Origin of the sequence: Solwaraspora sp. WMMD792 (genome assembly GCF_029626105.1) — a bacterium.
Classification (GTDB): domain Bacteria; phylum Actinomycetota; class Actinomycetes; order Mycobacteriales; family Micromonosporaceae; genus Micromonospora_E.
The window spans coordinates 2,322,458-2,346,510 of the sequence record NZ_JARUBH010000009.1; the positions used below are offsets into that span (position 1 = coordinate 2,322,458).

At 70.7% G+C, this 24,053-nt stretch carries 24 protein-coding genes; 3 read left to right on the plus strand and 21 right to left on the minus strand.

What is annotated here, in order from left to right:
• Positions 1-21: 21 nt before the first annotated feature.
• Positions 22-1,008, minus strand: coding sequence for a GNAT family N-acetyltransferase (locus O7629_RS12065; RefSeq protein WP_278169232.1), 987 nt, complete (start codon positions 1,006-1,008; stop codon positions 22-24).
• A gap of 137 nt (positions 1,009-1,145) precedes the next feature.
• On the opposite strand from O7629_RS12065, the gene O7629_RS12070 reads away from it, so the two are divergent.
• Positions 1,146-2,408, plus strand: coding sequence for a nucleotide sugar dehydrogenase (locus O7629_RS12070; RefSeq protein WP_278169233.1), 1,263 nt, complete (start codon positions 1,146-1,148; stop codon positions 2,406-2,408).
• Positions 2,409-2,448: 40 nt separating this feature from the next.
• Here O7629_RS12070 and O7629_RS12075 read toward each other — a convergent pair whose 3' ends face one another.
• From O7629_RS12075 to O7629_RS12090, 4 genes are all read right to left on the minus strand, one after another.
• The gene (locus O7629_RS12075; RefSeq protein WP_278169235.1) at positions 2,449-3,675 is read right to left on the minus strand and encodes a glycosyltransferase; all 1,227 of its coding nucleotides are present in this window, start codon (positions 3,673-3,675) and stop codon (positions 2,449-2,451) included.
• Positions 3,676-3,769: 94 nt separating this feature from the next.
• Entirely contained in the window at positions 3,770-4,966 is a 1,197-nt protein-coding gene (locus O7629_RS12080; RefSeq protein ID WP_278169236.1) for a glycosyltransferase family 4 protein, read from the minus strand.
• A 53-nt stretch (positions 4,967-5,019) separates the two neighbouring features.
• Entirely contained in the window at positions 5,020-5,682 is a 663-nt protein-coding gene (locus O7629_RS12085) for a NeuD/PglB/VioB family sugar acetyltransferase (RefSeq protein ID WP_278169237.1), read from the minus strand.
• Complete coding sequence (locus O7629_RS12090; RefSeq protein WP_278169238.1) at positions 5,679-6,833, minus strand: aminotransferase class I/II-fold pyridoxal phosphate-dependent enzyme; 1,155 nt, start codon at positions 6,831-6,833, stop codon at positions 5,679-5,681. Before O7629_RS12090 ends, O7629_RS12085 begins: the two co-directional genes overlap by 4 nt.
• 129 nt (positions 6,834-6,962) lie before the next feature.
• Between O7629_RS12090 and O7629_RS12095 the strand changes: the two genes are divergently transcribed.
• Positions 6,963-7,553 (plus strand): low molecular weight phosphatase family protein, encoded by a 591-nt coding sequence (locus O7629_RS12095; RefSeq protein WP_278169239.1) that lies wholly within the window; start codon positions 6,963-6,965, stop codon positions 7,551-7,553.
• On the opposite strand, the gene O7629_RS12100 is transcribed toward O7629_RS12095, so the two are convergent.
• A complete protein-coding gene (locus O7629_RS12100) occupies positions 7,540-9,045 on the minus strand; it encodes a polysaccharide biosynthesis tyrosine autokinase (protein WP_278169240.1) in 1,506 nt (501 codons plus the stop codon). The two genes, O7629_RS12095 and O7629_RS12100, sit on opposite strands and share 14 nt — an antisense overlap.
• 152 nt (positions 9,046-9,197) lie before the next feature.
• Between O7629_RS12100 and O7629_RS12105 the strand changes: the two genes are divergently transcribed.
• Complete coding sequence (locus tag O7629_RS12105) at positions 9,198-11,153, plus strand: polysaccharide biosynthesis protein (RefSeq protein WP_278169241.1); 1,956 nt, start codon at positions 9,198-9,200, stop codon at positions 11,151-11,153.
• 17 nt (positions 11,154-11,170) lie between these two features.
• Here the strand turns inward: O7629_RS12105 and O7629_RS12110 are convergent, their stop codons facing one another.
• The 15 genes from O7629_RS12110 to O7629_RS12180 all read right to left on the minus strand — a co-directional run bounded on the left by O7629_RS12110 (position 11,171) and on the right by O7629_RS12180 (position 23,971).
• The gene (locus O7629_RS12110) at positions 11,171-11,464 is read right to left on the minus strand and encodes a superoxide dismutase (RefSeq protein WP_278169242.1); all 294 of its coding nucleotides are present in this window, start codon (positions 11,462-11,464) and stop codon (positions 11,171-11,173) included.
• On the minus strand, positions 11,461-12,084 hold the full coding sequence (locus O7629_RS12115; protein ID WP_278169243.1) for a superoxide dismutase: 624 nt from the start codon (positions 12,082-12,084) through the stop codon (positions 11,461-11,463). The genes O7629_RS12110 and O7629_RS12115 overlap by 4 nt, the downstream gene beginning before the upstream one ends.
• A 92-nt stretch (positions 12,085-12,176) precedes the next feature.
• Positions 12,177-13,337 (minus strand): alanine racemase, encoded by a 1,161-nt coding sequence (locus O7629_RS12120; protein ID WP_278169244.1) that lies wholly within the window; start codon positions 13,335-13,337, stop codon positions 12,177-12,179.
• A gap of 209 nt (positions 13,338-13,546) precedes the next feature.
• Positions 13,547-13,957, minus strand: coding sequence for a RidA family protein (locus O7629_RS12125; RefSeq protein ID WP_278169245.1), 411 nt, complete (start codon positions 13,955-13,957; stop codon positions 13,547-13,549).
• Positions 13,954-14,760, minus strand: coding sequence for a fumarylacetoacetate hydrolase family protein (locus tag O7629_RS12130; protein WP_278169246.1), 807 nt, complete (start codon positions 14,758-14,760; stop codon positions 13,954-13,956). Before O7629_RS12130 ends, O7629_RS12125 begins: the two co-directional genes overlap by 4 nt.
• Positions 14,757-15,788 carry a 4-hydroxy-2-oxovalerate aldolase gene (dmpG, locus tag O7629_RS12135; RefSeq protein ID WP_278169247.1) on the minus strand — a complete coding sequence of 344 codons (1,032 nt, stop codon included), beginning with the start codon at positions 15,786-15,788 and terminating at the stop codon, positions 14,757-14,759. The genes O7629_RS12130 and dmpG overlap by 4 nt, the downstream gene beginning before the upstream one ends.
• The gene (locus tag O7629_RS12140) at positions 15,785-16,726 is read right to left on the minus strand and encodes an acetaldehyde dehydrogenase (acetylating) (protein WP_278169248.1); all 942 of its coding nucleotides are present in this window, start codon (positions 16,724-16,726) and stop codon (positions 15,785-15,787) included. Before O7629_RS12140 ends, dmpG begins: the two co-directional genes overlap by 4 nt.
• Positions 16,723-17,547, minus strand: coding sequence for a fumarylacetoacetate hydrolase family protein (locus O7629_RS12145; RefSeq protein WP_278174510.1), 825 nt, complete (start codon positions 17,545-17,547; stop codon positions 16,723-16,725). The genes O7629_RS12140 and O7629_RS12145 overlap by 4 nt, the downstream gene beginning before the upstream one ends.
• A 2-nt stretch (positions 17,548-17,549) precedes the next feature.
• The gene (locus O7629_RS12150) at positions 17,550-19,082 is read right to left on the minus strand and encodes a 2-hydroxymuconic semialdehyde dehydrogenase (RefSeq protein ID WP_278169249.1); all 1,533 of its coding nucleotides are present in this window, start codon (positions 19,080-19,082) and stop codon (positions 17,550-17,552) included.
• A 42-nt stretch (positions 19,083-19,124) separates the two neighbouring features.
• The gene (locus O7629_RS12155; RefSeq protein WP_278169250.1) at positions 19,125-19,385 is read right to left on the minus strand and encodes a EutN/CcmL family microcompartment protein; all 261 of its coding nucleotides are present in this window, start codon (positions 19,383-19,385) and stop codon (positions 19,125-19,127) included.
• A complete protein-coding gene (locus O7629_RS12160) occupies positions 19,385-19,711 on the minus strand; it encodes a BMC domain-containing protein (RefSeq protein ID WP_278169252.1) in 327 nt (108 codons plus the stop codon). Before O7629_RS12160 ends, O7629_RS12155 begins: the two co-directional genes overlap by 1 nt.
• Positions 19,712-19,750: 39 nt before the next feature.
• Complete coding sequence (locus O7629_RS12165; RefSeq protein ID WP_278169253.1) at positions 19,751-20,044, minus strand: BMC domain-containing protein; 294 nt, start codon at positions 20,042-20,044, stop codon at positions 19,751-19,753.
• Between the two features lie 75 nt (positions 20,045-20,119).
• Positions 20,120-20,956 carry a 2-amino-5-chlorophenol 1,6-dioxygenase subunit alpha gene (locus O7629_RS12170; protein ID WP_278169254.1) on the minus strand — a complete coding sequence of 279 codons (837 nt, stop codon included), beginning with the start codon at positions 20,954-20,956 and terminating at the stop codon, positions 20,120-20,122.
• On the minus strand, positions 20,949-21,944 hold the full coding sequence (locus O7629_RS12175) for a tRNA U-34 5-methylaminomethyl-2-thiouridine biosynthesis protein (protein WP_278169256.1): 996 nt from the start codon (positions 21,942-21,944) through the stop codon (positions 20,949-20,951). Before O7629_RS12175 ends, O7629_RS12170 begins: the two co-directional genes overlap by 8 nt.
• On the minus strand, positions 21,941-23,971 hold the full coding sequence (locus O7629_RS12180; RefSeq protein WP_278169258.1) for a hydantoinase B/oxoprolinase family protein: 2,031 nt from the start codon (positions 23,969-23,971) through the stop codon (positions 21,941-21,943). The genes O7629_RS12175 and O7629_RS12180 overlap by 4 nt, the downstream gene beginning before the upstream one ends.
• Positions 23,972-24,053 lie beyond the last annotated feature (82 nt).

A 24,053-nucleotide genomic window follows, 5' to 3' on the forward strand; every position in this document is an offset into this window, starting at 1 on the left:
CGAGTCGGGTACGTCACCCGGTCAGGGCGTCACCGGGACGGTCCGTCGCCAAGCGTCGATGATCTGCACCGGCCGCATGCCCTCGGAAAGGTACAGGCGCAGCGCCGGCCGCCGGGGGTCGGTATCGACGTGCAGGAAGGTGCCCCGCCGCTGGTCGGCGGCGTCGGCGGCGAACGCCCGGCGCAGCAGTAGGCGACCCAGGCCACGCCCCTGCCATTCAGGTCGGACCGCGAGCAGCCGTATGTAGCCGCTCTGCTCGTCGGCCACGAAGGCATGCGACCGCAACACGATCGCGGCCGGGACGCCGTCCAGGTATGCGACCTCACCCAGCGACCAGTCGTGGTCACTGTGCGACTCGAGATGCCGGACCCAGTCGGGGTAGGCCTTGGCCGCGAAACCGAAGTGGTCGGCGAAGGCGGCCTGGTGCACCGTCCATGCCTGGTGACGGACCTCGGGATCGTCACCGGTACTGCGGATCCGCACACCGTCGGGTTCCCCGGGGTCGGCCCTCGGGCTCGCCGCGTCGTGCGGGACGAACAGGCGGTTGAACACGGTCGCCACCGAGAAGCCGAGCTCGGCCAGCCGTCCGGCCGTGGCGGTGTCCTCCCGGTAGCAGCCGACGTCCAGCACGGCCCGGGAATGGCCCAGTTCGGCGGCGATCGCGACGGCGCGACGTTGGGCCTGGTACCAGAGCCAGTCGCCGACCGCCGGCTCGGTGTCGAGATGGTACGCATCGATGTCGATGGTGTCGCTACTCCCCTTGCGGCACGCCCAACCCCAGCCGACCGTCCCGCCACCCGGGTCCTGCACCAGCCAACCGTCCCGCGTCGGGTCGAAGTCCGGTTCGGCGAGTTCGTCAGCGACTTCGTCGAGGGTGTAGTCGGGTCGGCCGATGACCGCCGTGTTGCAGGTGGCGATCAACTGGAAGACGGCGGGTGCGTCATCGGGCCCGGCGGGCCGCTGGGTGTATCCAGCAGGAAGTGACGGAATCTCGGTGGTCGCTGTCATCGGGCGATTGTCGGGCAGGCCGCACGCCGGCACGAGCGAATTTCAGCCGACCCGGCAAAACCGGATTTGGGGGTATAGGGACAGCTTGGGATGCTTGAATGCTTATGTCGGTTATTAGGTTTTAGAAAGTGGGAGACATGGCGAACACACCGGTGGTGATCGTCGGCCAGGGGTACGTCGGCCTGCCCGTGGCGATGCGCGCCGTAGCGGTCGGACACCTGGTCGTCGGGCTGGACACCGACGCCGAGCGGATCCGGATGCTGCGCGCGGGCATCTCGTACGTCGAGGATGTCACCGACGCCGAGCTGCACGCCGCATTGGGCAGCGGCCGCTACACCGCGACCACCGACTACGCCGCAGCCGCAGGATTTGACACCGCGGTGATCACCGTGCCGACGCCGTTGCGTGACGGCGCACCCGACCTGCGGTACATCGAGCAGGCGGCCCGGTCGCTCGCCGAGCAGCTCACTCCCGGCGCGACGGTGATCCTGGAGTCGACGACCTACCCCGGCACCACCGACGAGTTTCTCCGGCCGCTGTTGGAAAAAGGCAGCGGTCTGCAGGCCGGGCTCGACTTCCACCTCGGGTACAGCCCGGAGCGCATCGACCCGGGCAACCGCGAATGGACCTTCGTCAACACTCCGAAGGTGGTCTCCGGGATCACCCCCGAGTCGTTGCGGTCGGTGCAGGCCTTCTACGACGGTCTGGTGGACCGGACCGTGCCGGTCGCCGGCACCCGGGAGGCCGAGACCACCAAACTGCTGGAGAACACCTTCCGACACGTCAACATCGCCCTGGTCAATGAGCTGGCAGTGTACGCGCACATGCTGGGCATCGACATCTGGGAGGCGATCGACGCCGCCAGCACCAAGCCGTTCGGCTTCCTACGGTTCACCCCCGGCCCGGGCGTCGGTGGACACTGCCTGCCGGTCGACCCGTCCTACCTGTCCTGGGAGGTCAAGCGGACCCTCGGCCGCAACTTCCGGTTCGTCGAACTCGCCAACGACGTGAACAACTACATGCCGATGTACGTCGTGGAACGGTTGACCAGCGCGATGAACCGGCGCAGCCGGGCGTTGCGGGGCGCGCGGGTGCTGCTCATCGGGCTGGCGTACAAGCGCAACAGTGGCGACTGTCGCGAGTCCCCGGCTGTCCGCGTCGCCGAACTGCTGCACCTGGCCGGCGCGCAGGTGCACGTCGTCGACCCACACCTGCGCCCGGAGCAGATGCCAGCCTTCGTACGGGCGGTGCCACTCACCGTCGACCAGGTCGAAGCCGCTGACGCGGTGGTCGTGCTGACCGACCACGACGGCATCGACTACTCCCTGCTCAGCGATGCGCCACTGGTGCTGGACACCCGCCGGAGGCTGGCCGCCACCGCCGGCACGGAACTGCTGTGACCGGCCCGCCGCCTACCTGAGCGGCGGGCCGCTGACGCGGTCAGCTCGTCGGGGCGTGTTCCCGCGCCCGGGCCGCCGGTGCCACCGGCATCGGGCGACCGGCCATCCGGACGACACGGTAGAACATCGCCCGCCGGGGCGCCACGAGCTCGGTGCGGTAGCCGCGGGACCGGACCAGACCGGCCGCCGCCACCTCGACCATCCGCTGCGGCTGGGTCAGCAGCCGCCGGACCACCTCGGCCAGCGTCGCCGGATCACCGGTGCTGACCAGACAGTCCGCCTCGAACAGGTCCGGCGGGCCCACCGACGCGACGGCGACCACCGGCAGGCCCCGGGCCATCGCCTCGACCACTACCGGGGAGTGCGCGTCGGCGGGAGTCGGCGACACGAACACGTCGGCGGCGTCCAGCCAGGACCGGATCTCGGAGGCGGGACGCTCACCGGCGAGGACGACCCGGTCGGTCAGTCCCAGCCGGGCCGCGCGGCGTTCGAGCTGCGGCCGGGACCGGCCGTCGCCCAGGTGGACCAGGTCCGCCCGGATGCCGTCATCTGCCAGCCGACGCATCGCCGCCAGGACGACGTCGACGCCGTGCCGGGAGCGGTCGAGCGTCCCGGCCGAGATCAGTGTCACCGGACCGCCGGACGCCGCCGGTTCACGTGGCTCGCAGACGAACGCGTCGGCCCGCAGGTCGACGTCCGGGTAGTCGGCGGCGACGGTGTGCGGACCCGGCGGACATCGCAGCTGCAGCGATGCCCCGGTGGTGTAGGCCACGGCGGTAGCGTCCCGACACTGCTCCAGCAGCTGGCGCGCCGCCCGGTGAGCGCGCCAGCGGCGCACCGGGTACGTCGCCACCGGGCCGTCGAACATGTCCTGCGGGTCCGCCACGACCTCGACCGCGTAGCCACGGTGCGAGCGCCGCAGGATCGGTGCGAGCAGGTTGGCGGCTGGTGACGGGCTCCGCAGGATGACGGCATCGACGTCGTCTACCCCGTACCGCAACGACCTGCGCAGCGCCGCACGACCCGGCAGCAGGCCGCGGGGCCCGCGACCGCACGGCAGCGGCCAGACTTCCACTCCCGCGCCGTCCACCCGGGCGGCGCCGGTCGGCGGTAGCGGTACGTCGGTGACCTCAGCCAGCAGTCGGACCCGGTCGAAGGCCGACAGGTACCGGGTCCAGAAGCCGTGCGCCGGCCCGATCACCGTCCACACGGCGCCGTCCGGTGTGCGTTGGAACCGGGTCTGGGTACTGACCGCGACGGTGCCCATCGCGGAACCTGGCGAGATCTCCACTGTGCTCCCAACAAGGCGGTAGTCAGAGTCAGGTGCCGGCGCGGCGCCGGTCGGCAGCGGTCCGCGCCGGTCAGCCGACCGGCGCTGCGGCCGACCGGCGGCGAGACACCGGCTGGCGCCCGCCGATCGTCTCGACCAGGTCGGCCACCGCCCGGGCACAGTCACCGCTGTCGAACCGCCGCTGGATGTGTTCCCGTGCCGCTGGTGAACGCCGGGCGAGCCGACCGGACCGGAACTCCGCGTATGCGCCGCGCAGCGCGGCGGCGAGTGCCTCGACGTCACCGGTCGGGACCACCCAACCACTGTCCCGGTTGACTGTCTCCGGCAGTCCGCCGGCGTCGGACACGACAGAGGGCACCCCGCAGGCTCCGGCTTCCAGCGCCGCTCCGTGGTTCTCCGACCGCGACGGGCTGACACTGACATCAGCCGCAGCGTAATACTGCCGTACGTCGATGACGCCGGCGAACCAGTCGACGGTCGGATCGGCCGTCACGTCGAAACGTCGTAGCAGGTCCCGCCGGTGCTCCTCACCGGACGCGTCCCAACCCCCACCGACCAGGATCAGCCGGGAGCGGGGACAGTCCCGGGCGAACGACCGCCACGCCGCGAGTAGCACGTCGTGACCCTTGATACCGGTCCCCCGGTGCACCATCGACTTGGGTGCGTACACGTACGCCACCATGACCGCCACGAAGACGTCTGCCGGTAGACCCAGCCGGCGACGTGCGGCGGCCCGGGTGGCGGCGTCCGACGGGCGGAACAGCCGGGTGTCCACCCCGTACGGCACGGCCGCCAGCGCGTCACCACGACGGCCCATCGACCGGTAGAGGTCGGCGGTGTGCGTGCTGCCGGCGATCACGAGGTCGTCCAGCCGGGTCAGGAGGCGCTCCGCAGTGCGGATCGGTGTCGACTCCAGAAAGAGCGGACCGGGCACCATGAAGACCCTGGCGACGTCGAGCCCGAGCAGGCTCAACCGGACCGCCAGCGCCGCGTGGTAGTGGTGGTAGTGCACCACGTCCGGCCGCAGCCGACGCAGCAGCCGACGCAGCGACCACAGCTGCACGGCCGTGGCCAACGTCGGACGGAACCGAAACCGGAACGGCGAGTCGATCATCGGCACCCCGGCCCGGTACAACTGTTCGCGCAACCGGCCCGGACCGGCAGGCAGCACGACCGTCACCTCGTTGCCGCGCCGACGCAGCTCCTCGACCTGGGGCACGATCCACCGGCCGCCCTCGGCTGTCTTGAGTATCACGACCACCCGCATGTCTGACGCCTCCCTCGATACCGGCGGTACCCGTCGCGACCGCCAACGGACCTTCATCGGGCGGGCACCCCCTTGACCACCGCGCCGGGCAGCACGTCACGCACGACGCACGCGCCGGCACCGACCGTGGCTGCGGCCCCGACCCGGCGGCCCTGAAGAACCGCCGCGGTCGTCCCCACCAGGACGGCCTCGTCCAACGTGCAGGATCCGGAAACAGCCGCCAGCGGTCCGACCGTGCCGTAGTCCGCGACGGTCGTGTCGTGGCCGACCACGCCGTTCTGGTTGATGTGCACGTGCCGGCCGAGTGTCACGTTGGTGGTCACTCGGGCACCGGCGAACAGCACCGAACCCGCGCCGATCCGGCTGTCCAGACCGACCGTGGCGCTGGGATGGATCAGGGTGGCGGCAACCAGCGGTTCCGCCGCCGGCCGGGCGGCCTCGATCCGCCGGCCTACCGCCCGGCGGTACGCCGGCAGGCCGATCCCGATCACGTACGCCGGCGGGTCGCCCTGCCCGGTCAGCCAGTCCACGGCGCCGAGCAGCACGGCACCGAGCCGGTCGAGGCGGTCCTTGTTGGCCGGGCTGGGATCGTCGTCGACGAATCCGATCACCCGCCACGCCGGTGCCGGACCGGCCCGGTTGACGGCCTCGACGATGCCGAACACCTCACGGCCGTGCCCACCGCAGCCGACGATCACCAGGTCCCGGGCGCTCATCGGCCGATCCGGTGTCCGTCGAGGAACGCCTCGATCGCCGCGAGCACCCGGCCGATCTGCTCGTCGGTCAACGACGAGCCGCTGGGCAGGGCCAGTCCGGTCGCGAAGAGCCGGTCCGCCGCCCCGGTGAGGATCCGCGGCGCGGCGGCGAAGACCGGCTGCCGGTGCATCGGTTTCCAGACCGGCCTGGTCTCGATCCGCTGATCAGCGAGGTAGCGGCTCAGTTCGGCGGCGTCCCAGCCGGCCTCGGCCGGCTCCACGATGATCACCGTGAGCCAGGCGTTGCCGCCGAGGTCCGCCTCGTCACCGAGATCGCCGAGCAGGCGCACCCCCGGAACGCCGGCGAAGGTCTTCGCGTACCGCTGGCGGGTCTCCCGGCGGTGGGCGACCATCGAGTCGAGACGGTGCAGTTGTGCCCGGCCCAGCGCGGCGAGCAGGTTACTCAGCCGGTAGTTGTAGCCGATGTCGGTGTGTTCGTAGTGCGCCACCGGCTGGCGTGCCTGGCTGGCCAGGTAGCGGCACCGGTGGGCAATCGCCTCGTCGTCGGTGACCACCATCCCGCCCCCCGAGGTCGTCATGATCTTGTTTCCGTTGAAGGAGAAGACCCCGGCCTGGCCGAAGCCGCCGGCGGGACGACCGTGCAGGCCGGCACCGAGCGCCTCCGCCGCGTCCTCCACGACCGGCAGGCCGTACGCCGCGCACAACGGGACGATCTTGTCGTAGTCGGCGCAGCGGCCGAACATGTCGACCGGCACCACCGCGCGTACCGGCGGCTGACCGGGCTCCCGCCGGGTCAGCGCTTCGGCCAGCAGATCGACGTCGACGTTGCCGGTCCGTGGGTCGCAGTCGACGAAGACCGGCTGGGCACCGGTGTAGACGATGGCATTTGCGGTGGCGACGAAGGTCAGGGTGGGTACCGCCACCGCCTGTCCCGGCCCGACCCCGAGTGCCAGCAGGGCCAGGTGCAGGCCGGCGGTCGCCGAGTTGACCGCGACCGCGTGAGCGACGCCGACCCGTCGGGCCATCTCCTGTTCGAAGGCGTCCACCTCCGGGCCGGACGGGGCGACCCAGCCGGAGCGCAGCGTCCGGACCAGGAACTCCTCTTCGAGCACGCCGACGTCCGGCGGGGACAGGTAGATCTGCTGGGTCATCGCGCGGCTCCGGAGAAATGTCCTGGTCGCGGGCTAGGCTGACCTGGTCGTGGCCGGGTCGGTGGCTGCGACCGACTGGCCGGCGCGGTCCGGCGGCCGGTCGCGTAGACATCGGATTGGCTGGCGTTGATGACCACTGATCGGTTCACCATCCTGTTCGTATGCCGGGCGAACATCTGCCGCTCGCCGCTGGCTGAACGGCTGACCCGGTACGCCGTGCAGACCCGGCTGGGCGCGGACCGGGCCGACGTCGCCGCGTACAGCGCCGGCATCGAAGCGCTGACCGGCCGGCCGATGCATCCGTATACCGAGCAGGTCCTGCGAGAACGCCAGGCTGATCCGGACGGGTTCGCCAGCCGGCAGGTGGATGCCGCCATGCTGACCCGCGCGGATCTGGTGCTGACCGCCAGCCGCCGGCACCGGGCGTACTGCGTCGCGCTGGCCCCGGCCGCGCTGACCCGCACCTTCACCGTCCGCCAGTTCGGACGGCTGGCCCAGGCTGCACTCCTGCCACCGGCTACCTCCGCACCCGACGCCGCCGGCCGGGCCAGGTCGCTGGTGGCCGCCGCGGCGGCCGCCCGCAGCCGGGTACAGCCGGTCTCCGCTGAGCAGGACGACCTCGCCGACCCGGTGCTGCGGCCGGTCGGGGACTTCCGGATGTGCGCCGGCCAGATCGACCAGACCATCGACATCCTGCTGGACGTCATCACGAAGTCTTGACCGGTACGCCAACGTCCGCCGTCGCCTGATCCTCGGCGGCCTTCGTGGTGTCGGGAACCGCGACCGCCTGACGCTGCCGGGCCGGACCGGCCGGGTTCGCGGACCGACGCCGACGGCCGTGCTCGTGGTAGTAGTAGTTGTAGGCACCACTGCGGTGTGGCGTCATGTTCAACACGCAGCCGAGCAGCCGAGCGTCCACCGCGCGTAGCGCGGCGACCGCCGCCCGCAGGTGCGTCTCGGTGGTCTTGGCGCACCGTCCCACCACGATCACGCCGTCCACCTGGGCGGCGATCGGCGCCGCGTCGGTGACCGGCACCAGCGGCGCGGTGTCCACGATGACCACGTCGAACCGGGCGCGCAGCGTGGCGAGCAGGTCCGCCATCTGCTGTGAGCCGAGCAGCTCGCTCGGATTCGGCGGGATGAAGCCACTGGGCAGCAGCGTCATGCCGCTGTCCCCCCATGGTTGCAGTACGTCGTCGAGCTCGGCCTGCCCAGCGAGCACGTTCGTCAGCCCGACCGCGCCCTCCATGTTCAGGTAGGAGGTGGCCTGAGGCCGGCGCAGGTCCGCCTCCACCAGCAGCACGGAGTTGCCCGCCTCGGCGAAGGTCAATGCCAGGTTCGTCGCGGTGGTGGTCTTGCCCTCCTCGGGCATCGCACTGGTCACCACCAGGCTGCGCACCGGCTTGTCGACGTCGGCGAACTGCAGGTTGGTCCGCAGTTGGCGGAACGCCTCGGCCCGTGGCGAGTGCGCCTGCCGGCCGATGATCAGCGGGTCGCGCCGGGCCGCGTTGTCCAACGGGATCGTGCCGACCACCCCGGTCGCGGTGACGTCGCGCAGCTGATCGACCGTGCGCACGGTGTTGTCGAGCATCCCGCGCAGCAGCGCCAGGCCGACCCCGCTGAGCAGCCCGAGGAACAGGCCCAGGCTGATGTTGCGCACCGGTTGCGGCGAGACCGGCGCCGGGTTGAGCAGCGGGCCGGCGATCACCTCGACCTTGATCGCCGGCCGGTCGGCGCCCGGGGAGGTCTCCAGTTGCTGGACCAGGCGGACGAACTCAGCGACGATCGCCTCGGCGACCTGCTCCGAACGGTTCGGTGAGCTGTCGGTCACCGTCGCCTGCAGCAGGACCGTATCCGGCACCGGGCGGGCGCTGACCCGTGACTGCACCTCCCCGGCGGTCAGGCCGAGACTGTGCCGGTCGACCACGGTCTCGGCGAGCCGGCTGCTGGTGAGCAGGCCGCTGTAGGACTTGACCCGCTGCTGGGAGAAGAGTCCGCCCTGGTATGCGTCGGTCACCCCCTGGCTGCTGGAGGTGGAGACGAAGAAGGTGACCGAGGTGGCGTACTGCGGGGTGGTCCGGACATTGATCAGCACGGCGGCGCCGACCGCGACGGTCACGGCGGCGAGTACCCAGAACCATCGCTTCCGCACCGCGTCGAAGTAGTCACGCAGTTCCATCGGTACGGCCTCCCAAAAATACTGCTCCGTCATGGTCAGCACCATCTTGTACCAATCTGCACTGGCAAAAGGGGTTTTCTGGTCAAATAGTGTCATTGCCGCGCTACCCATCCGGAGTGAACGAGACCGCAGGCACCGCCGGCCGCACCCGGCGGAGGCCCGCACGCCGACTGAACGGGGCTGGAATGCAGACATCGACCCGAGCCGCTGACACCACCACCCGCCGCAACCGGGAACGCGCCGTCGCACCGATGTGGCTGGTGGACCTCGGCGCCTGGTGCGCCGGCCTGATCGTCGCCGTCTGGACCCGCTACGAGTTCGCCCTCGCCGGAACACACCTCAACGGTCTGCTCCTGGTCACACTGGCCGCGATCGTGCTGCACACGGTGGCCGGTCACCTCAACTACCTGTACCGGGACCGGTACCGGCTGGGCAGCTTCGACGAGGTGTGGGTGGTATCCCGCTGCGTGCTGGCCACCATGCTCCTGCTGCTGCTGCTCGACCTCGCCGCACCACAACGGCCGGTGCCGGCCAGCGCACCGCTGGTCGGTGGCTGCCTGGCGCTCGTCCAGATGCTCGGCGTCCGCTACCTGCGCCGGCTGCACCGACAGCGGCGCCGCCGACCCGCCGGCCGAGACATCCAGCGGGTGCTGCTGTTCGGTGCCGGCGCCGCCGGCCAGTCGCTGCTCCGGGCGATGCTGGACGAGCCGAGCGGGCGGTACCTGCCGGTGGGGCTGCTCGACGACGACCCGGCGAAACGGCAGCTACGGCTCAGCGGGGTACCGGTACTGGGCAGCCGACAGGACATCCCGGCCGTCGCCGCCCGTACCGGTGCCACCACCGTCGTCGCCGCGGTCGCCAACGCCGACGCCGCGCTGATCCGGGAAGTGCGCCACCTCGCGAACCAGGCCGGTGCCCGGTTCAAAGTGGTCCCGTCGGTCGGCGAACTGCTGGAGAACGAGCCGGCCGTCACCGACCTGCGCGACCCCGACTTCAGTGACCTGCTCGGTCGGCACCAGATCGACACCGACCTCGACTCGATCGCCGGCTATCTGACCGGCAAACGGGTGCTGGTCACCGGGGCCGGCGGCTCGATCGGCTCCGAGCTGTGCCGACAGATCCAGCGGTTCCAGCCCGGTGAGCTGATGATGCTCGACCGCGACGAGTCCGCGCTGCACGCCGTACAACTGTCGTTGCGCGGCCGGGCACTGCTGGACAGCCCGGACCTGATCCTCGCCGATCTGCGCGACAGCGACACGATCCGGCAGATCATGCGCGCCCGTCGCCCCGAGGTGGTCTTCCACGCCGCCGCGCTCAAACATCTCACGCTGCTGGAACGTCACCCGGGTGAGGCCGTGAAGACCAACGTGTGGGGCACCCAGACCCTGTTGGAAGCCGCATCCGGTGTGGAGCGTTTCGTGAACATCTCCACCGACAAGGCCGCCGACCCGACCAGTGTGCTCGGCTTCTCCAAGCGGATCACCGAGCGGCTCACCGCCTTCGCGGCCGGCGCCAACCAGGGTACGTTCCTCAGTGTCCGGTTTGGCAACGTGCTCGGCAGCCGCGGCTCGGTGCTGCACGCGTTCCTCGCCCAGGCGGCGGCCGGCAAGCCGATCACCGTCACCGACCCGGACGTGACCCGGTACTTCATGACCATCCAGGAAGCGGTGCAACTGGTCATCCAGGCAGCCGCGATCGGCCGCGACGGCGAGTCACTGGTGCTCGACATGGGTGATCCGGTACGGATCGCCGACGTCGCCCGCAGCATCGCCGAGCAGTACGACAATCCGGTCAGGATCATCTACACCGGGCTGCGCCCCGGCGAGAAGCTGCACGAGGACCTGCTCGGTGCCGGCGAGCCGGACAACCGGCCACTGCACCCGCTGATCTCCCAGGTCCCGGTGCCGGCGCTGGACCCGGTGCACGTGCATCTGCTCGACCCGTACGGCCGGCCGGACGATCTGGTCGACGAGCTGGCCGCGCTCTGCGAGCCGCACCGGCCGCTGGTCGGCGCGCGTCGGCAGCGTGGCGCTGCCCGAGCCGACCTGCTCGCCGCGGACAGCGACGGCAGCCTCGCCTCGCCGGACGACCCGCCCGGCACCCCGATCGTCAGCAACAACGGGTCCACCGGGGCGGTCTGACCTGATCTGGTGGCTGGTCAGGCCGCCGCTGGTGGCTCGGACGGTGGGTCGGCCACCGTGGCTGCCAGGTGCAGGGACAGTTCCTGCACCAGGTCGTCCATGCTCTGCCCGGTCTGCACCCGGACCAGCGCCAACGCCAACTCGGCCAGCAGGCAGAAGCCGCCGGTCCGGGTCGCCTCGTCGGGGAACTCCGCCAGCAGCGCCGCTGCGCCGTCGTGATCGCCGCGCTGGCGGGCGGCGATGAACCCGGCGGCGCGCTGCGCGGCCATGAACGCCGACTCGGCGAAGGCCCGGCTGTCGCCGCCGCTCATGGCAGGTCGATCGGGCTGCCTGCCGTGCTGGCGGCGGCGAATCGGGCCGCGACGTCGCTCCAGTCGACCAGATCCCACAGACGGTCGACGTAGTCCGGACGGACATTGCGGTACTGCAGGTAGTAGGCGTGTTCCCAGGCGTCGAAGACCAGGACCGGAGTAGTGGCCTGGCCGACGTTGCCATGGTGGTCGTAGATCTGCTCGACGATCAGCCGACGGCTCATCGGTTCCCAGGCGAGTACGCCCCAGCCCGAGCCCTGCACCCCCTTGGTGGCCGTGGAGAGCTGCCCGGCGAACGCCTCGAACGAGCCGAAGTGCTCGTCGATCGCGGCGGACAACTCGCCGTCCGGACGGTCACCGCCGTCGGGCGACAGGTTCTTCCAGAAGATCGAGTGCAGTACGTGGCCGGAGAGGTTGAACGCGAAGGTCTTCTCCAGGCCGACCAACGTCGAGAAGTCACCCTTGTCGCGCGCCTCGGCGAGCTGGTCGAGAGCGTCGTTGCTGCCTTTGACGTACGCGGCATGGTGCTTGCCGTGGTGCAGCTCGAGGATCTCCCCCGACATGGCGGGTTCGAGGGCACCGTAGTCGTACGGCATGTCGGGCAAGGTGTAGACAGCCATCGTCCACCCTCCGGTCGCGGGCTCAGCGGTCCTGACCAGTATGCGCTATTGCCAGATCTTTGCAACTACATCTCGATTGCTTCTACCTGTGGTCACCTCGACGCGCCCGGCCCGATCGTCGGCCAGACCGCCTCCACCTCGCCGCCGCGTACCGCCGTCACCTCGCCAAGACCGGCGAACACCATGCAGACGTGGTTCGGAACCACCTGCACCCGCTGCCCGACCGTGAGCGGACTCGGCTGCCCCGGACCGGCCCACCGCAGCCAACCGTGCTCCTCGGAAAGCCGGTCGATCCGCCACCCGGGCAACCCCACCAGCAGCCCGTGGCCGCCGTAGGCATCGAGATGCGCCGACGCCGGCAGGCCGTCCTGGCCGAACGTCTTCGACCCCGCGTCGATGCAGGCACGGTGCGGCTCCGGATGACTGACCACGGTGGCGAGGACCCGCACCGCGCAGGTCGCCACGGTGGCATTACCGAGCGCGATCTGCCCCAGGTCGTTGAAGGCGTAGATGCCGGGCCGGATCTCGGTCACCCCGGGCTCGGCCACCACGGTCCGGGCGGAAGCGGAAGCACCGAGCGACACCGTCGACAGGGTCAGCCCGGCCGACCGGATCGCGGCCGCGGTATCCACCATGACACCGGCCGCCTCCTGTGACCGCCGGGTCAGATCCGCACGGTCAGTCGCCGCGTACACCGATCCCTCGTACGTCATCACCCCGGTCAACCGGACGCCGGGCAGCTCGGCAATGTCCCAGGCGATCCGCGCGGCATCCGCCGGCGCCACCCCACACCGGCCCAGACCACTGTCGACGATCAGCAGTACGTCCAACAGCCGTCCGGCAGCGGCAAACGCCTCCCCCAGCGTCCGGGCACCGGCGACGCTGTCCGCGCCGACGGTCAGCTCACAGCGCTGCGCCAACCGTACGGCGCGTTCGGCCTTGTCCCGGCCGACCAGCGGATAGGCCACTGTCATCCGGGTCACCCCGGCCGCGGCGAACGCCTCGGCCTCACCGAGCTTCGCCACACAGATGCCGTCCGCCCCACGATCCAGCTGCATCGACGCAAGCCGGGGCACCCGGTGGGTCTTGGCGTGCGGCCGCAACCCCACCTGATGCAGTTGGCACAGCCCGGCCATCTCATCGAGGTTGCGCTCCAGGACGTCGAGGTCGAGCAGCAGATTGGGAGTCTCCAGGCCGGCCGGTACGGCGAACAGGTCCGGCGTGGCGGTCTGCGGGCGGGTGTCGGTGGTCACGGCGTCTCCGGCAGTCGTCGTCGCGGTACGGGCGTCTCCGTCGCCCATCCTGCCGTACCGCGATGGTCATGCGACGACCTCGTAACGTGGTGTCGCGCTCACCCGCGTCGCAGCGCACCCGATCCGCGCGTGGTCGCCAACCGTGCCACCGGCGAGCACAGTCGCATAGTCATCGAGCCACAGCCACCGGCAAGGCCGGAATCTCACCGTCACCCCGGTGCCACGGCGGCGGCCTGGATCTCGATGAGCAGGTGCGGGTGCGGGAGTTGGTGCACGGCGACGGTGGTGCGGGTGGGTCCGGTGTGGTCGAAGTGCTCGGCCCAGACCTGGTTGTAGCCGCCGAAGTCGTTCATGTTGACCAGGTAGGTGGTGACCGAGACCAGGTCGGCGAGGCTGGCGCCGGCGGCGGCGAGCAGGTCGGCGATGTTGGCGATCACCGCGCGGGTCTGTTCCCGGATGTCGAGTTGGGTGGTGCCGTATTCGTCGACGGTGGCACCCGCGATGGTGTTGTCCGGGCGGCGGCTCGACGTACCGGAGACGAAGATGAATCCGCCAGCTGTTTTGACGTGCGGGAACTTGCCGCGTGGGGTGGCCTTGCCCGCGACCAGGTGCGCGGTCATCGCGTACCCCCGGTGGTGGTGAGGGGCGTACCTCCGGTGGTGGTGAAGGCGGCGGTGCCGAGCCCTTGCACGGTGGCCCGCACGTGGACGCCGGGGGCGAGCGGCACCGCGGCGGTGGCCGCGCCGGCCAGGAAGATCCAGCCGGCTTGGAGGGTGGGGCCGTGCCGGTCGGCGAGGGCGACGCCGGCGGCGAGGGCCCGGCGGGGGTCGCCGAGGATGGCCGCCGTGGATCCGGTCTGCACCGTGTGTCCGTCGACGTCGAGCAGTACGCCGAGGTTGTCGACGCCGTCCGGGACCGGCTGCCACGGCCCGATGGTGTACAGGGCTGCGGAGGTGTTGTCGGCGATCACGTCGGGCAGCGAGAAGGTGAAGTCGCGGTAGCGGGAGTCGATGACCTCCAGGGCGGGGGCGACGGCCCGGACCGCGTCGGTGAACGGCATCCCGGGTGTCGGCGGCCTGTCGAGGAGGAAGGCGATCTCCGGTTCGACCCGGGGGTGGATCAGCCTGGAGATGTCGACGCTGCCGCCGTCGGGCACCTGCGTGGTGTCGGTGAGCTGGCCGAGGATCGGGGAGTCGACGCCGACCTGCGCCATCTTGGCCTGGCTGGTCAGCCCCATCTTGGCGCCGGCGAGGCGTTGGCCCCGGTCGGTGCGGCGGGCGATCAGGGCCTGCTGCACCCGGTACGCGGCGTCGACGTCGACGCCGTGGGCGTCGGCGAGCTGCGGAATCGGGGTGCCGTTGCGGGCCGCGTTGTCGAGTCGGGCGGCCAACCCGGCGAGGTCGACGTCTGCGCTGGTGGTCACTGCGCACCTCCGTGGGCGGTGTTGGCGGCGTCGGCGAGGTCGAGGGCGACGTCGGTGATCATGTCCTCCTGGCCGCCGACCATCCGGCGCCGGCCGAGTTCGACCAGGATGGACCGCACGTCCAGGTTGTAGCGGTCGGCGGCGCGTTCGGCGTGGCGCAGGAAGCTGGAGTAGACGCCGGCGTAGCCGAGCGACAGGGTTTCCCGGTCGACCCGCACCGGCCGGTCCTGCAGCGGCCGGACCAGGTCCTCGGCGGCGTCCATCAGGGCGAACGTGTCGCAGCCGTGTTCCCAGCCGTGCAGGTCGGCGACGGCGGTGAAGACCTCGAGGGGGGCGTTGCCGGCCCCGGCGCCCATCCCGGCGAGGGAGGCGTCGACCCGGGTGGTGCCGTGCTGCACGGCGACGACGCTGTTCGCCACACCGAGGGACAGGTTGTGGTGGGCGTGGATGCCGATCTGCGTTTGCGGGTCGAGCACGGCCCGGTAGGCGTCGACCCGGGCGGCGACATCCGTCATCAGCAGTCGGCCGCCGGAGTCGGTGACGTAGACGCAGTGCGCCCCGTACGACTCCATCAGCTTGGCCTGGGCCGCGAGCCCTTCCGGGGTGTTCATGTGCGCCATCATCAGAAAGCCGGCGACGTCCATACCCTGGTCGCGGGCCCAGCCGATGTGCTGGGCGGCGACGTCGGCCTCGGTGCAGTGGGTCGCGATCCGCACACTGGTGACCCCGAGGTCCCGGGCCGCTTTCAGGTCGTCGATGGTGCCGATGCCCGGCAGCAGCAGCGTGGTCAGTCGGGCATTGCTGATCGACTCGGCGGCGGCGATGATCCAGTCGGCGTCCGACGCCGCCCCGTGGCCGTAGGTGACGGACGAGCCGGCCAGGCCGTCGCCGTGAGCGACCTCGATCGCGTCCACGCCGGCCGCGTCCAACGCGGCGGCGACCTGCCGGACCTCCTCGACGGTGTACCGGTGCCTGATGGCGTGCATGCCGTCACGCAACGTCACGTCCTGCACGTACAGCCGGGTCATGACCGTGCCCCTTCCTGCTGCTCGGCCCGGACGGCGACCAGACGTTCGGCGGTACGCAGCGCGGCCGACGTCATGATGTCCAGGTTGCCGGCATAGGCGGGCAGGTAGTGCCCGGCACCGGAGACCTCCAGGAACACCGACACCTGGATACCGGTGAAATGGCCACCCAGCGCCGGCACGTACGCGTCGACCGGATCGAACTGAACCCGCTGCTTGAGCCGGTAGCCGGGCACGTACCCGGCGACCGACGCCACCATGGCCGCCACCGAGTCAGCCACCCGGCCGGTGTCGACGCCGGCCGGGATCAGGCAGTAGACGGTGTCGCGCATCAGCAGCGGCGGGTCCGCCGGGTTCAACACGATGACCGCTTTACCTCTGCCGGCGCCGCCGACGACCTCCAGGGCGCGGGCGGTGGTCTGGGTGAACTCGTCAATGTTCGCCCGCGTCCCGGGGCCGGCCGAACGGGACGCGATCGACGCCACGATCTCCGCGTACGCCACCGGCGCCACCGCCGCGACGGCGGCGACGACCGGCACCGTCGCCTGCCCACCACAGGTCACCATGTTGACGTTGCGCTCGGCCAAATGCGCGTCCAGATTCACTGGCGGCACCACGTACGGGCCGACCGCGGCCGGAGTCAAATCGACCACCGTCCGCCCGTAAGCCTGCAGGACCTCGTTGTTGCGCCGGTGCGCACCGGCCGACGTGGCGTCGAACACCAACCCGACGTCGGCGAACTCAGGCATCCCGACCAGGCCGTCGACCCCATCACTCGTGGTCGCCACACCCAACCGGCGGGCACGGGCCAGCCCGTCCGACCCGGGGTCGATACCGACCATCGCCACCATCCGCAGCGACTCCGACAACCGCAGCACCTTGATCATCAGGTCGGTACCGATGTTGCCCGACCCGATCACCGCCACCCCGACACCCGTCACGACCCCTCCCCTGACTCACCCGACCGGTCGGCCGGTTTCGCGCTGAACCTGGTCCGCACCGAACCGAGCCCGGCGATCCGCGCCTCGTACGCCGCCCCCGGAGTGACCGGCACCATCGGGCCCAGCGCCCCCGAGAGCACCACGTCACCGGCCCGCAGCGGATCCCCCGCCGCCGCGAGCGTCGTGGCCAGCCAGGCGACGGCGTGCACCGGATTGCCGAGACAGGCCGCACCGGCACCCACCGACACCGGCACACCGGCCGACTCCAGCACCATGCCGCACTCCCGCAGGTCCACCGAGGCGGGCGGCACCGGCCGGTCACCGAGCACGAACAGCCCCGACGACGCGTTGTCCGCCACCGTGTCCACGATAGAGATGTCCCAGTCGGTGATCCGGGAGTCGACGATCTCGACCGCCGGCAGCAGGAAGTCGGTGGCCCGCAGCACATCCACCACCGTCGCCGGCCCGTCCGGCAAATCGGCGCCGAACACGAACGCCACCTCCGCCTCCACCCTGGGCTGGATCAGCCCGGCCAAATCCACCTCGTCACCATCCGGCACCGCCATGTCGGCGAACAGCACCCCGAAATCGGGCTGGTAGACGCCGAACGCGGCCTGCACCGCCGGCGACGTCAAACCGATCTTCGCGCCGACCCGGCGGCGGCCCGCGCCTGTCCAGCCGGCCACCAACTCCCGCTGCACCGCGTACCCGGCGGCCACGTCACCAACCGGCAACAGGCCGTTCCGCAGCGGCGCACACGGCACCCCCGTGTCGTACGCCCCAGCCAGCGCCGCGACGGCCGCCTCGATGTCCACTGTCACGCTCATGTCAGGTCCACGCAGACGTTGGTCAACTCGGAGTAGAAGTCCAGCGAGTGCACGCCACCCTCCCGGCCCACCCCGGAGGCCTTCACCCCACCGAACGGGGTGCGCAGGTCCCGCAGGAACCAGGTGTTGACCCAGACGATGCCGGCGTCCAGCCGGGCACCGGCCCGGTGCGCCCGCCCCACATCCCGGGTCCACACCGTCGCCGCGAGGCCGTAGTCGGAATCATTCGCCAGCGCGAACGCCTCCTCCTCGGTGTCGAACGGCGCGATGTGGCAGACCGGGCCGAACACCTCCTCGCGCACCAGCCGCGCCGAGGAGTCGAGCCCGGTCACCACCGTCGGCTGCACATACGCGCCCCCGTCGCGGGCGTCACCGAAGGCCGGCACCCCACCACCGGCGCGTACGTCGGCGCCTTCGGCGCGGGCCAGGTCGTAGAAGCCCAGCACCTTGTCCCGATGCGCCCGCGAGATCAGCGGCATCGTCGCAATCGTCTCGTCGGCGGGCCAGCCCCACCGGGCGTCCCGGGCAGCCGCCGCCAACCGGTCCACGAAGGAGTGGAACACCGGCCGCTGCACGTACAACCGCTCCGTGCACAGACACACCTGTCCGCCGTTGGTGAACGACGACCGCACCGAACCAGCGACGGCGGCGTCCAGATCGGCATCAGCGAACACCAGACCCGCGTTCTTACCGCCCAGCTCGAACGACACCGCCTTCACCCCGTCAGCGGCGGCCCGCATGATCGCCGACCCGGTCGCCGACTCACCCGTAAACGTGATCGCGTCCACGCCGGGATGGGTGGTCAGCCACTCCCCCGCCGCGCCCGGCCCGAAGCCGTGCACCACATTGAACACCCCGTCGGGTACACCGGCCACCGCCATCACCTCCGCCAACAACGTCGCCGACGCCGGCGTCTCCTCCGACGGCTTCACCACGACCGCGTTACCGCACGCCAACGCCGGGGCCACCTTCCACGTCAGCAGCAGCAACGGCAGATTCCACGGCACGATCACCGCCACCACGCCCACCGGCTTACGGACCGCGTAGTTCAACGCCCGACCACCCGACGGCGTGACCGTCGTGAACGACTCCGTCGGCGCGGTCGCGGCGATCTCCGCGAACGCCCGGAAGTTCGCCGCCCCACGCGGAATGTCCAACGTCCGGGCCTGACCGACCGGCTTACCCGTATCCGCCACCTCAGCGGCGACCAGATCGTCGAAGCGGCGGTCCAACTCATCGGCGACCGCCCGCAACACCACCGCCCGATCCCGCTCACCCATCCCGCCCCACGGACCACGCAACGCCGACCGGGCCGCCGCCACCGCCGCGTCCACCGTCGCAGAATCAGCCTCCGCCACCTCGAACACCGTCTCCCCGGACACCGGCGACACCTTCGCAAACCGCTTCCCGGTATCGACGAACCGACCATCGACGAAACTACGCAGCAGGCCGGGACCGTCGGCGGCCGGCCGGCCGACGTACAGGTCGGGGTGCCACAGGGCGGGCGACGTCGGTGCGATAGCTGCCATGTTCAACCTTCCGTTGCCGGTGCGCGGGGATGTGTCGGGGGGTCAGTCCGTGGTGGCGACGCCGCTGCCCTGGTCAGCGACCAGGGCCACGACGGCAGCGTCGACTGTCGCTTCACCGGTCGCGGCGGCGGCCGCCTCGTCGGTAGCGACCAGTACGGTGCTGCCGGTGCCGGCGTTCATCAGGTCGACGGCGACCCGCTGCGGCCCGTCCGGGTGCTCGCGAATCAGCACCAGGCGGCGTCCCTGAAGGGTCGCGACGATCCGGTCGGGCCAGACCTTGCCGAGCACTTCCGCGAGGATCATCAGCTGTCACCCTGCAGCGAGGCCATGACGGCCCGGATCCGGGTCGACTCGCCCTCCTCCAGCAGTGCCGAGGTGGCCGGATGCGGCTTGGGGTAGATCTGCGAGCTGCGCAGATCACCGTGTTGGCGAATGGCGGCCTCCCCGGCTGACACTGCCTGCCGTACGGCCGCCAGGGTGCCCTGCACAGCGGCGGCGAGATAGCCGCTGGTGACCCGTTCGACGGCGATGCACCGTACGTCCGCAGTCTTGATCATGGCTTCGATCCCTGCGGAGAGGGCGACGATGCCCCGGGTCTCCACGATTCCGATCGCCTTCTCTGAGGACATGACACTTCTCCTTCTGGCTGTGTCGCCGGCAGGGCCGGCTCAGTTGCCGACGAGTCCGGGGTCGATGGCCAGCGCGGTGACTGCGTCGCAGGGGCTGGCGAAGACGATGGACCGGACCGGGCGGCCGGTCTTGGCTCGGGCGGTCTCCTCGCCGATGTCGACGGCTTCTTCCACGGTGGCGAGGTCGCCGCGGACCGCCACGGCGACGATTCCGCCGCCGAGGCGTACGACTCCGGTTACTTCGACCTCGGTCGCCTTGACCATGGCGTCCACCGCGTCGAAGATCGGAATGAATCCTTCGGCTTCGACGAATCCCGCAGCGGCGTTACGCATCGGGTTCCTCCTGTCGTTGGTGTTTCGGGTGCCCGCTGGTCGGGCTGTCGGTCATGCGGTGCGGGCCGGCGTCGCTCACGCGGGTGCCGGCAGATTCCAGGACAGGACGGCAGCGCCGGTGCCCCACAGTGGTCCGTAGCTGTGCAGTTGCGCCGGGGCTGCGGCGACTCCGGTGCCGGCGAGGAAGGCGAATGCCCGGAACTGGCTGTCGGCCTGGGCCTGGCGGGCGTAGTCTTCGCGGACCGCGAGGACTTTGTCGGTGTCGCCGGCGGTCAGCATCTGCAAGATCCGTTCGTTCCACCGGTCGTGTGCCGGCTCGGCGATGCGGTCCTGGTCCGGCTCGATCCACTGCTGGATGAGGCCGGAGGACAGTCCGCTGACCACCACCACCGCCGCCCGGACACCGGCGTCACGGGCGGCTTCGGCGCCGGCTCGGCCGACCTGGGCCAGGGTGTCGGCGCCGGCGTACAGGTTGCACGACACCTGCGCCCAGCGCAGGGTGCGCTGCGGGTCGAGCAGCGTGGAGGTGACGATCGTCCCGGTGTCGATCGGGAAGCCCTGGTAGCGGGTGCGGCGGGCCTGCATGCCGTCGGCGTCCACCCGGGCCGCCCAGCGTTCGGTGAACTCGACGTCGAAGCGCAGGTCGTAGCTGAGGTGGCCGTAGTCGTAGGCGTACCAGTTCTCGTCGGTGTGCGCCCCACGCGGGTTCGGGTCGCACTGGAACTGGTGGCCGAGCACGGTGAACCACTGGGTGGACAGCAGCAGGACGACGTCCGGTTCGAGGGCGCGCAGCCGGTCGCCGACCGTACGGGCGGAGTCGGCCAGCGCCGCCCAGCTGGTGGCGGGCTTGTCGGCGAGCAGGTGCGGCATGCCGGGCAGCAGTACGCCGGCCTGGATTCCACGGTCAGTCATCGACGTTCTCCGGTGTCCACTCGACCACCGCGTTGCCGGTTCCGATGATCGTGCCGTAGCCGAGCACGTCACCGGCGATGTCCGGCCAGCCGAGCGCGGACAGCAGCCAGGTGAGGCTGCCGGCCTTCGTCTCGGACGCGGTGGCTTCGATGTGTTCGGGGATGAGTTCGCGCAGCCGGCTGGTCGGACCCTGGCGGATCGTTTCCAGCAGCTTCATGTCCCAGCGGTACTGGTGGTTGTTGTACGGGTGCTCGCGTTCCATGTCCTCGGGCAGCTGGGGTTCCTCGTGCCAGTGCAGGTGGGACAGGGAGTTGGAGGCGAGAAGCACGGCGCGTCGGCCGGTGTTCTCGATTGCCCGGCGGGTCGCCTCGCCGAGCACCTCCATCTGGCCGAGGGACGCCTCGGAGTAGAAGTACGGGTTGTTGTTGGCCGACAGCGACACCACTGGGATGTCCCAGTCGGGGTTGACCATGTGCAGTGCGCCGATGGTGGCGTAGTCGACCCGTACCCCGGGATCGCGCAGCTTGCTGGTGACCAGGCCGAGGTCGGCGGCTTCGTCGGCGATGGCCTCGGCGAGGGGTACGTCAGTGTGGAAGTCGTAGTGGTAGCGGAACAGGTGCGGGAAGATCGGCTCGACGGAGACGCCGCGCGGGTTGGGTACGCAGTTCACGTGGTGGCCGACCATGGTGATCCAGTGCGGGGCGTGCACGATCAGCACGTCGGGCCGGTGCACGTCGCGGATCCGGCGGCGGAGTCGGTGGTACGCCCAGCGCAGCACTTCCCAGCCGCCTTGTGACCGGGGTTCGTTCTGCGGCGGGTTCTCGCCGTAGATCAGGTGCGGCGGGTGCGGGCTGAGGTAGCCGGCGACGATACCGGGTCGGCGGCCTGCCGGGGCGGGGCGGACAGCGTCAGCGGAGTCCGGTCGCCGGGTACGGGTACGGGTCGTGGTGCCCCGGGTCGGTGCGGGCAGTCGGAACACCTTGCTCATCGCGGTCCTCCTGTCGGGGCCGGGGCGTCGCGCAGGACCCGCAGCAGGCAGCGGTCACCGGGCTGGGCGCCGAGAATCCGCAGCCCGTCGTCGTCGAGCGCGGCCTGGTGCCGAGCGACGCCGGGGTCGTGGCGCACCCAGGCACGCAGCGGTGCGGGGTGGGTGCCGTGCAGTTCGATCAGCGTGTCGGCGGGCAGACCGTCGGCGGGGTTGGTGTAGACGAGGCGACGGCGGCCCCGCTGACCGGTGTAGGCCGGCTCGGCGGTGGTGGTGACCTGGTACCAGCGACGTGCGGCGCGGGCCTGGTCGCGGGCGGCACCGGTAGCCGCTTCGTCGAGCAGACCGGTGCCGTCGCACACCACGCCGTAGCGGTCGAGGGCCTGGTTGGTGGTGAGGTAGCCGGCTGCGACGTCGGCGGCCACCAGGTCGGGGTCGCGGGTGAGCGGGTCGCCCCAGCCGCCGCCGCCGGCTGACTCCATCACCAGTACGTCGCCTTCGCGCATCCGGTGTCCGGCGACCTTGCCGGGGGTGTCGAAGTCGATCCGGCGGCCGGCGCGGCGCAGATAGGTGGCGGTGGGGGCGCCGGGCGCGCCGGTGGAGAGTCCGTACGGCGCGACGGTGGTGCGATCGGTCTGCACCGAGTAGGCGCCGCTGGTCGCCAGCAGCCGGGTGGCCCGTCGGGCGCCGAGGCCACCGCGGTGCCGGCCGGCGCCGCCGGATCCGGTACGCAGCTCACACGCTTCGACAAGGATCGGGATCTCGGTTTCCAGCCGTTCGACCGACTGGATCGTGGAGATGTCGCCGAGGTCGACGGGGTTCATCGCGCTCGGGCCGTCGGAGCCGAGGAAGCCTCCGTTGCCGCCGGCCGGGTAGTCGTAGTAGAGGTACGGCTGGCCGGTATGTTCGTCGACGCCGCCGATCAGGTTCTGGAAGGTCGTACCGAACTGGTCGGCGGCGATCAGGTCCGGTGCGACCTGGCTGAGGGCGGCCATCACCGCGGAGATGACCCGCTTGCGGACCTCGCTGTGCGCGTTGGCCGGTGCCGGGTAGGTGACGTGTACGACGGTTCCCGGGTCGGTACGCACGGTCAGTGGCCGGAAGGCGCCGTGGTTGACCAGCCCGCCAGGATCCAAGGCGGACTTGACGGCGATGAAGACCCCGGCGGTGGTCATCGCGAGCGACGAGTTGACGACGGCGGCGACCTGTGGAGAGGAGCCGCGGAAGTCGGCGACGAGTTGGTCACCGGTGATGGTCAACGCGCAGCGCACCTGTGCGGCGTCGTACTCGCCGTCGGTGTACAGGTCGAGGTAGTCCTCGTAGTGGTAGGTGCCGTCCGGCAGGTCGCGGATCTGTTCGCGTAGTCGCCGCTCGGTGCGGTCCATGTTGGCCTCGACGCAGCCGAGAATCAGGTCGCGGCCGTACCGGTCGACGAGTTCGCGTAGCCGGCGCTGCGCGGTGTGGCAGGCGGCGATGCTGGACTCCAGGTCTCCCTGACGTTCGTCGGCCATCCGGACGTTGGCGAACAGGATCCGCGTCGCGGCGACGTTGGGCTGGCCCGCGTCGACCAGTCGGATCGGCGGGACCCGCAGCCCTTCCTGCAGAATCTCGGTGGCCTTCCCGGAGACGCTGCCGGGTGTCATGCCACCGATGTCGGCCCAGTGCATGCGGACGCAGGGGAACAGGAACAGTTCTTCCTCGACGAACACCGGGCTGATCAGGGTGACGTCGTTGAGGTGGCTGCCGCCCCGGTACGGGTCGTTGACCAGATAGATGTCACCGGGCCGGAACTCGTCGCGGTAGTCGGCGAAGATCTCTTTCACCGATGCCGGCATGGCGATGACGTGACCCGGCATGTCACGGCCCTGGGCGACCATCTCGCCGTCCGCGTTGAACAACGCGCACGAGAAGTCCTGCGCGTCGGCGATCACCGGGGAGTGCGCCGTGCGGAAGATCGTCTGGCGCATCTCCCGCACGATCGAGATCAGCCCTTCGGTGACGATCTCGAGATCGATCGGGTTCAGGGACATCCGGGGCCTCGCAATGCTGACAGGGACGGGCACCTACTGATGGGCGGGACCGGAGTGGTTCTGGAGGTACTGCCCGGAACAC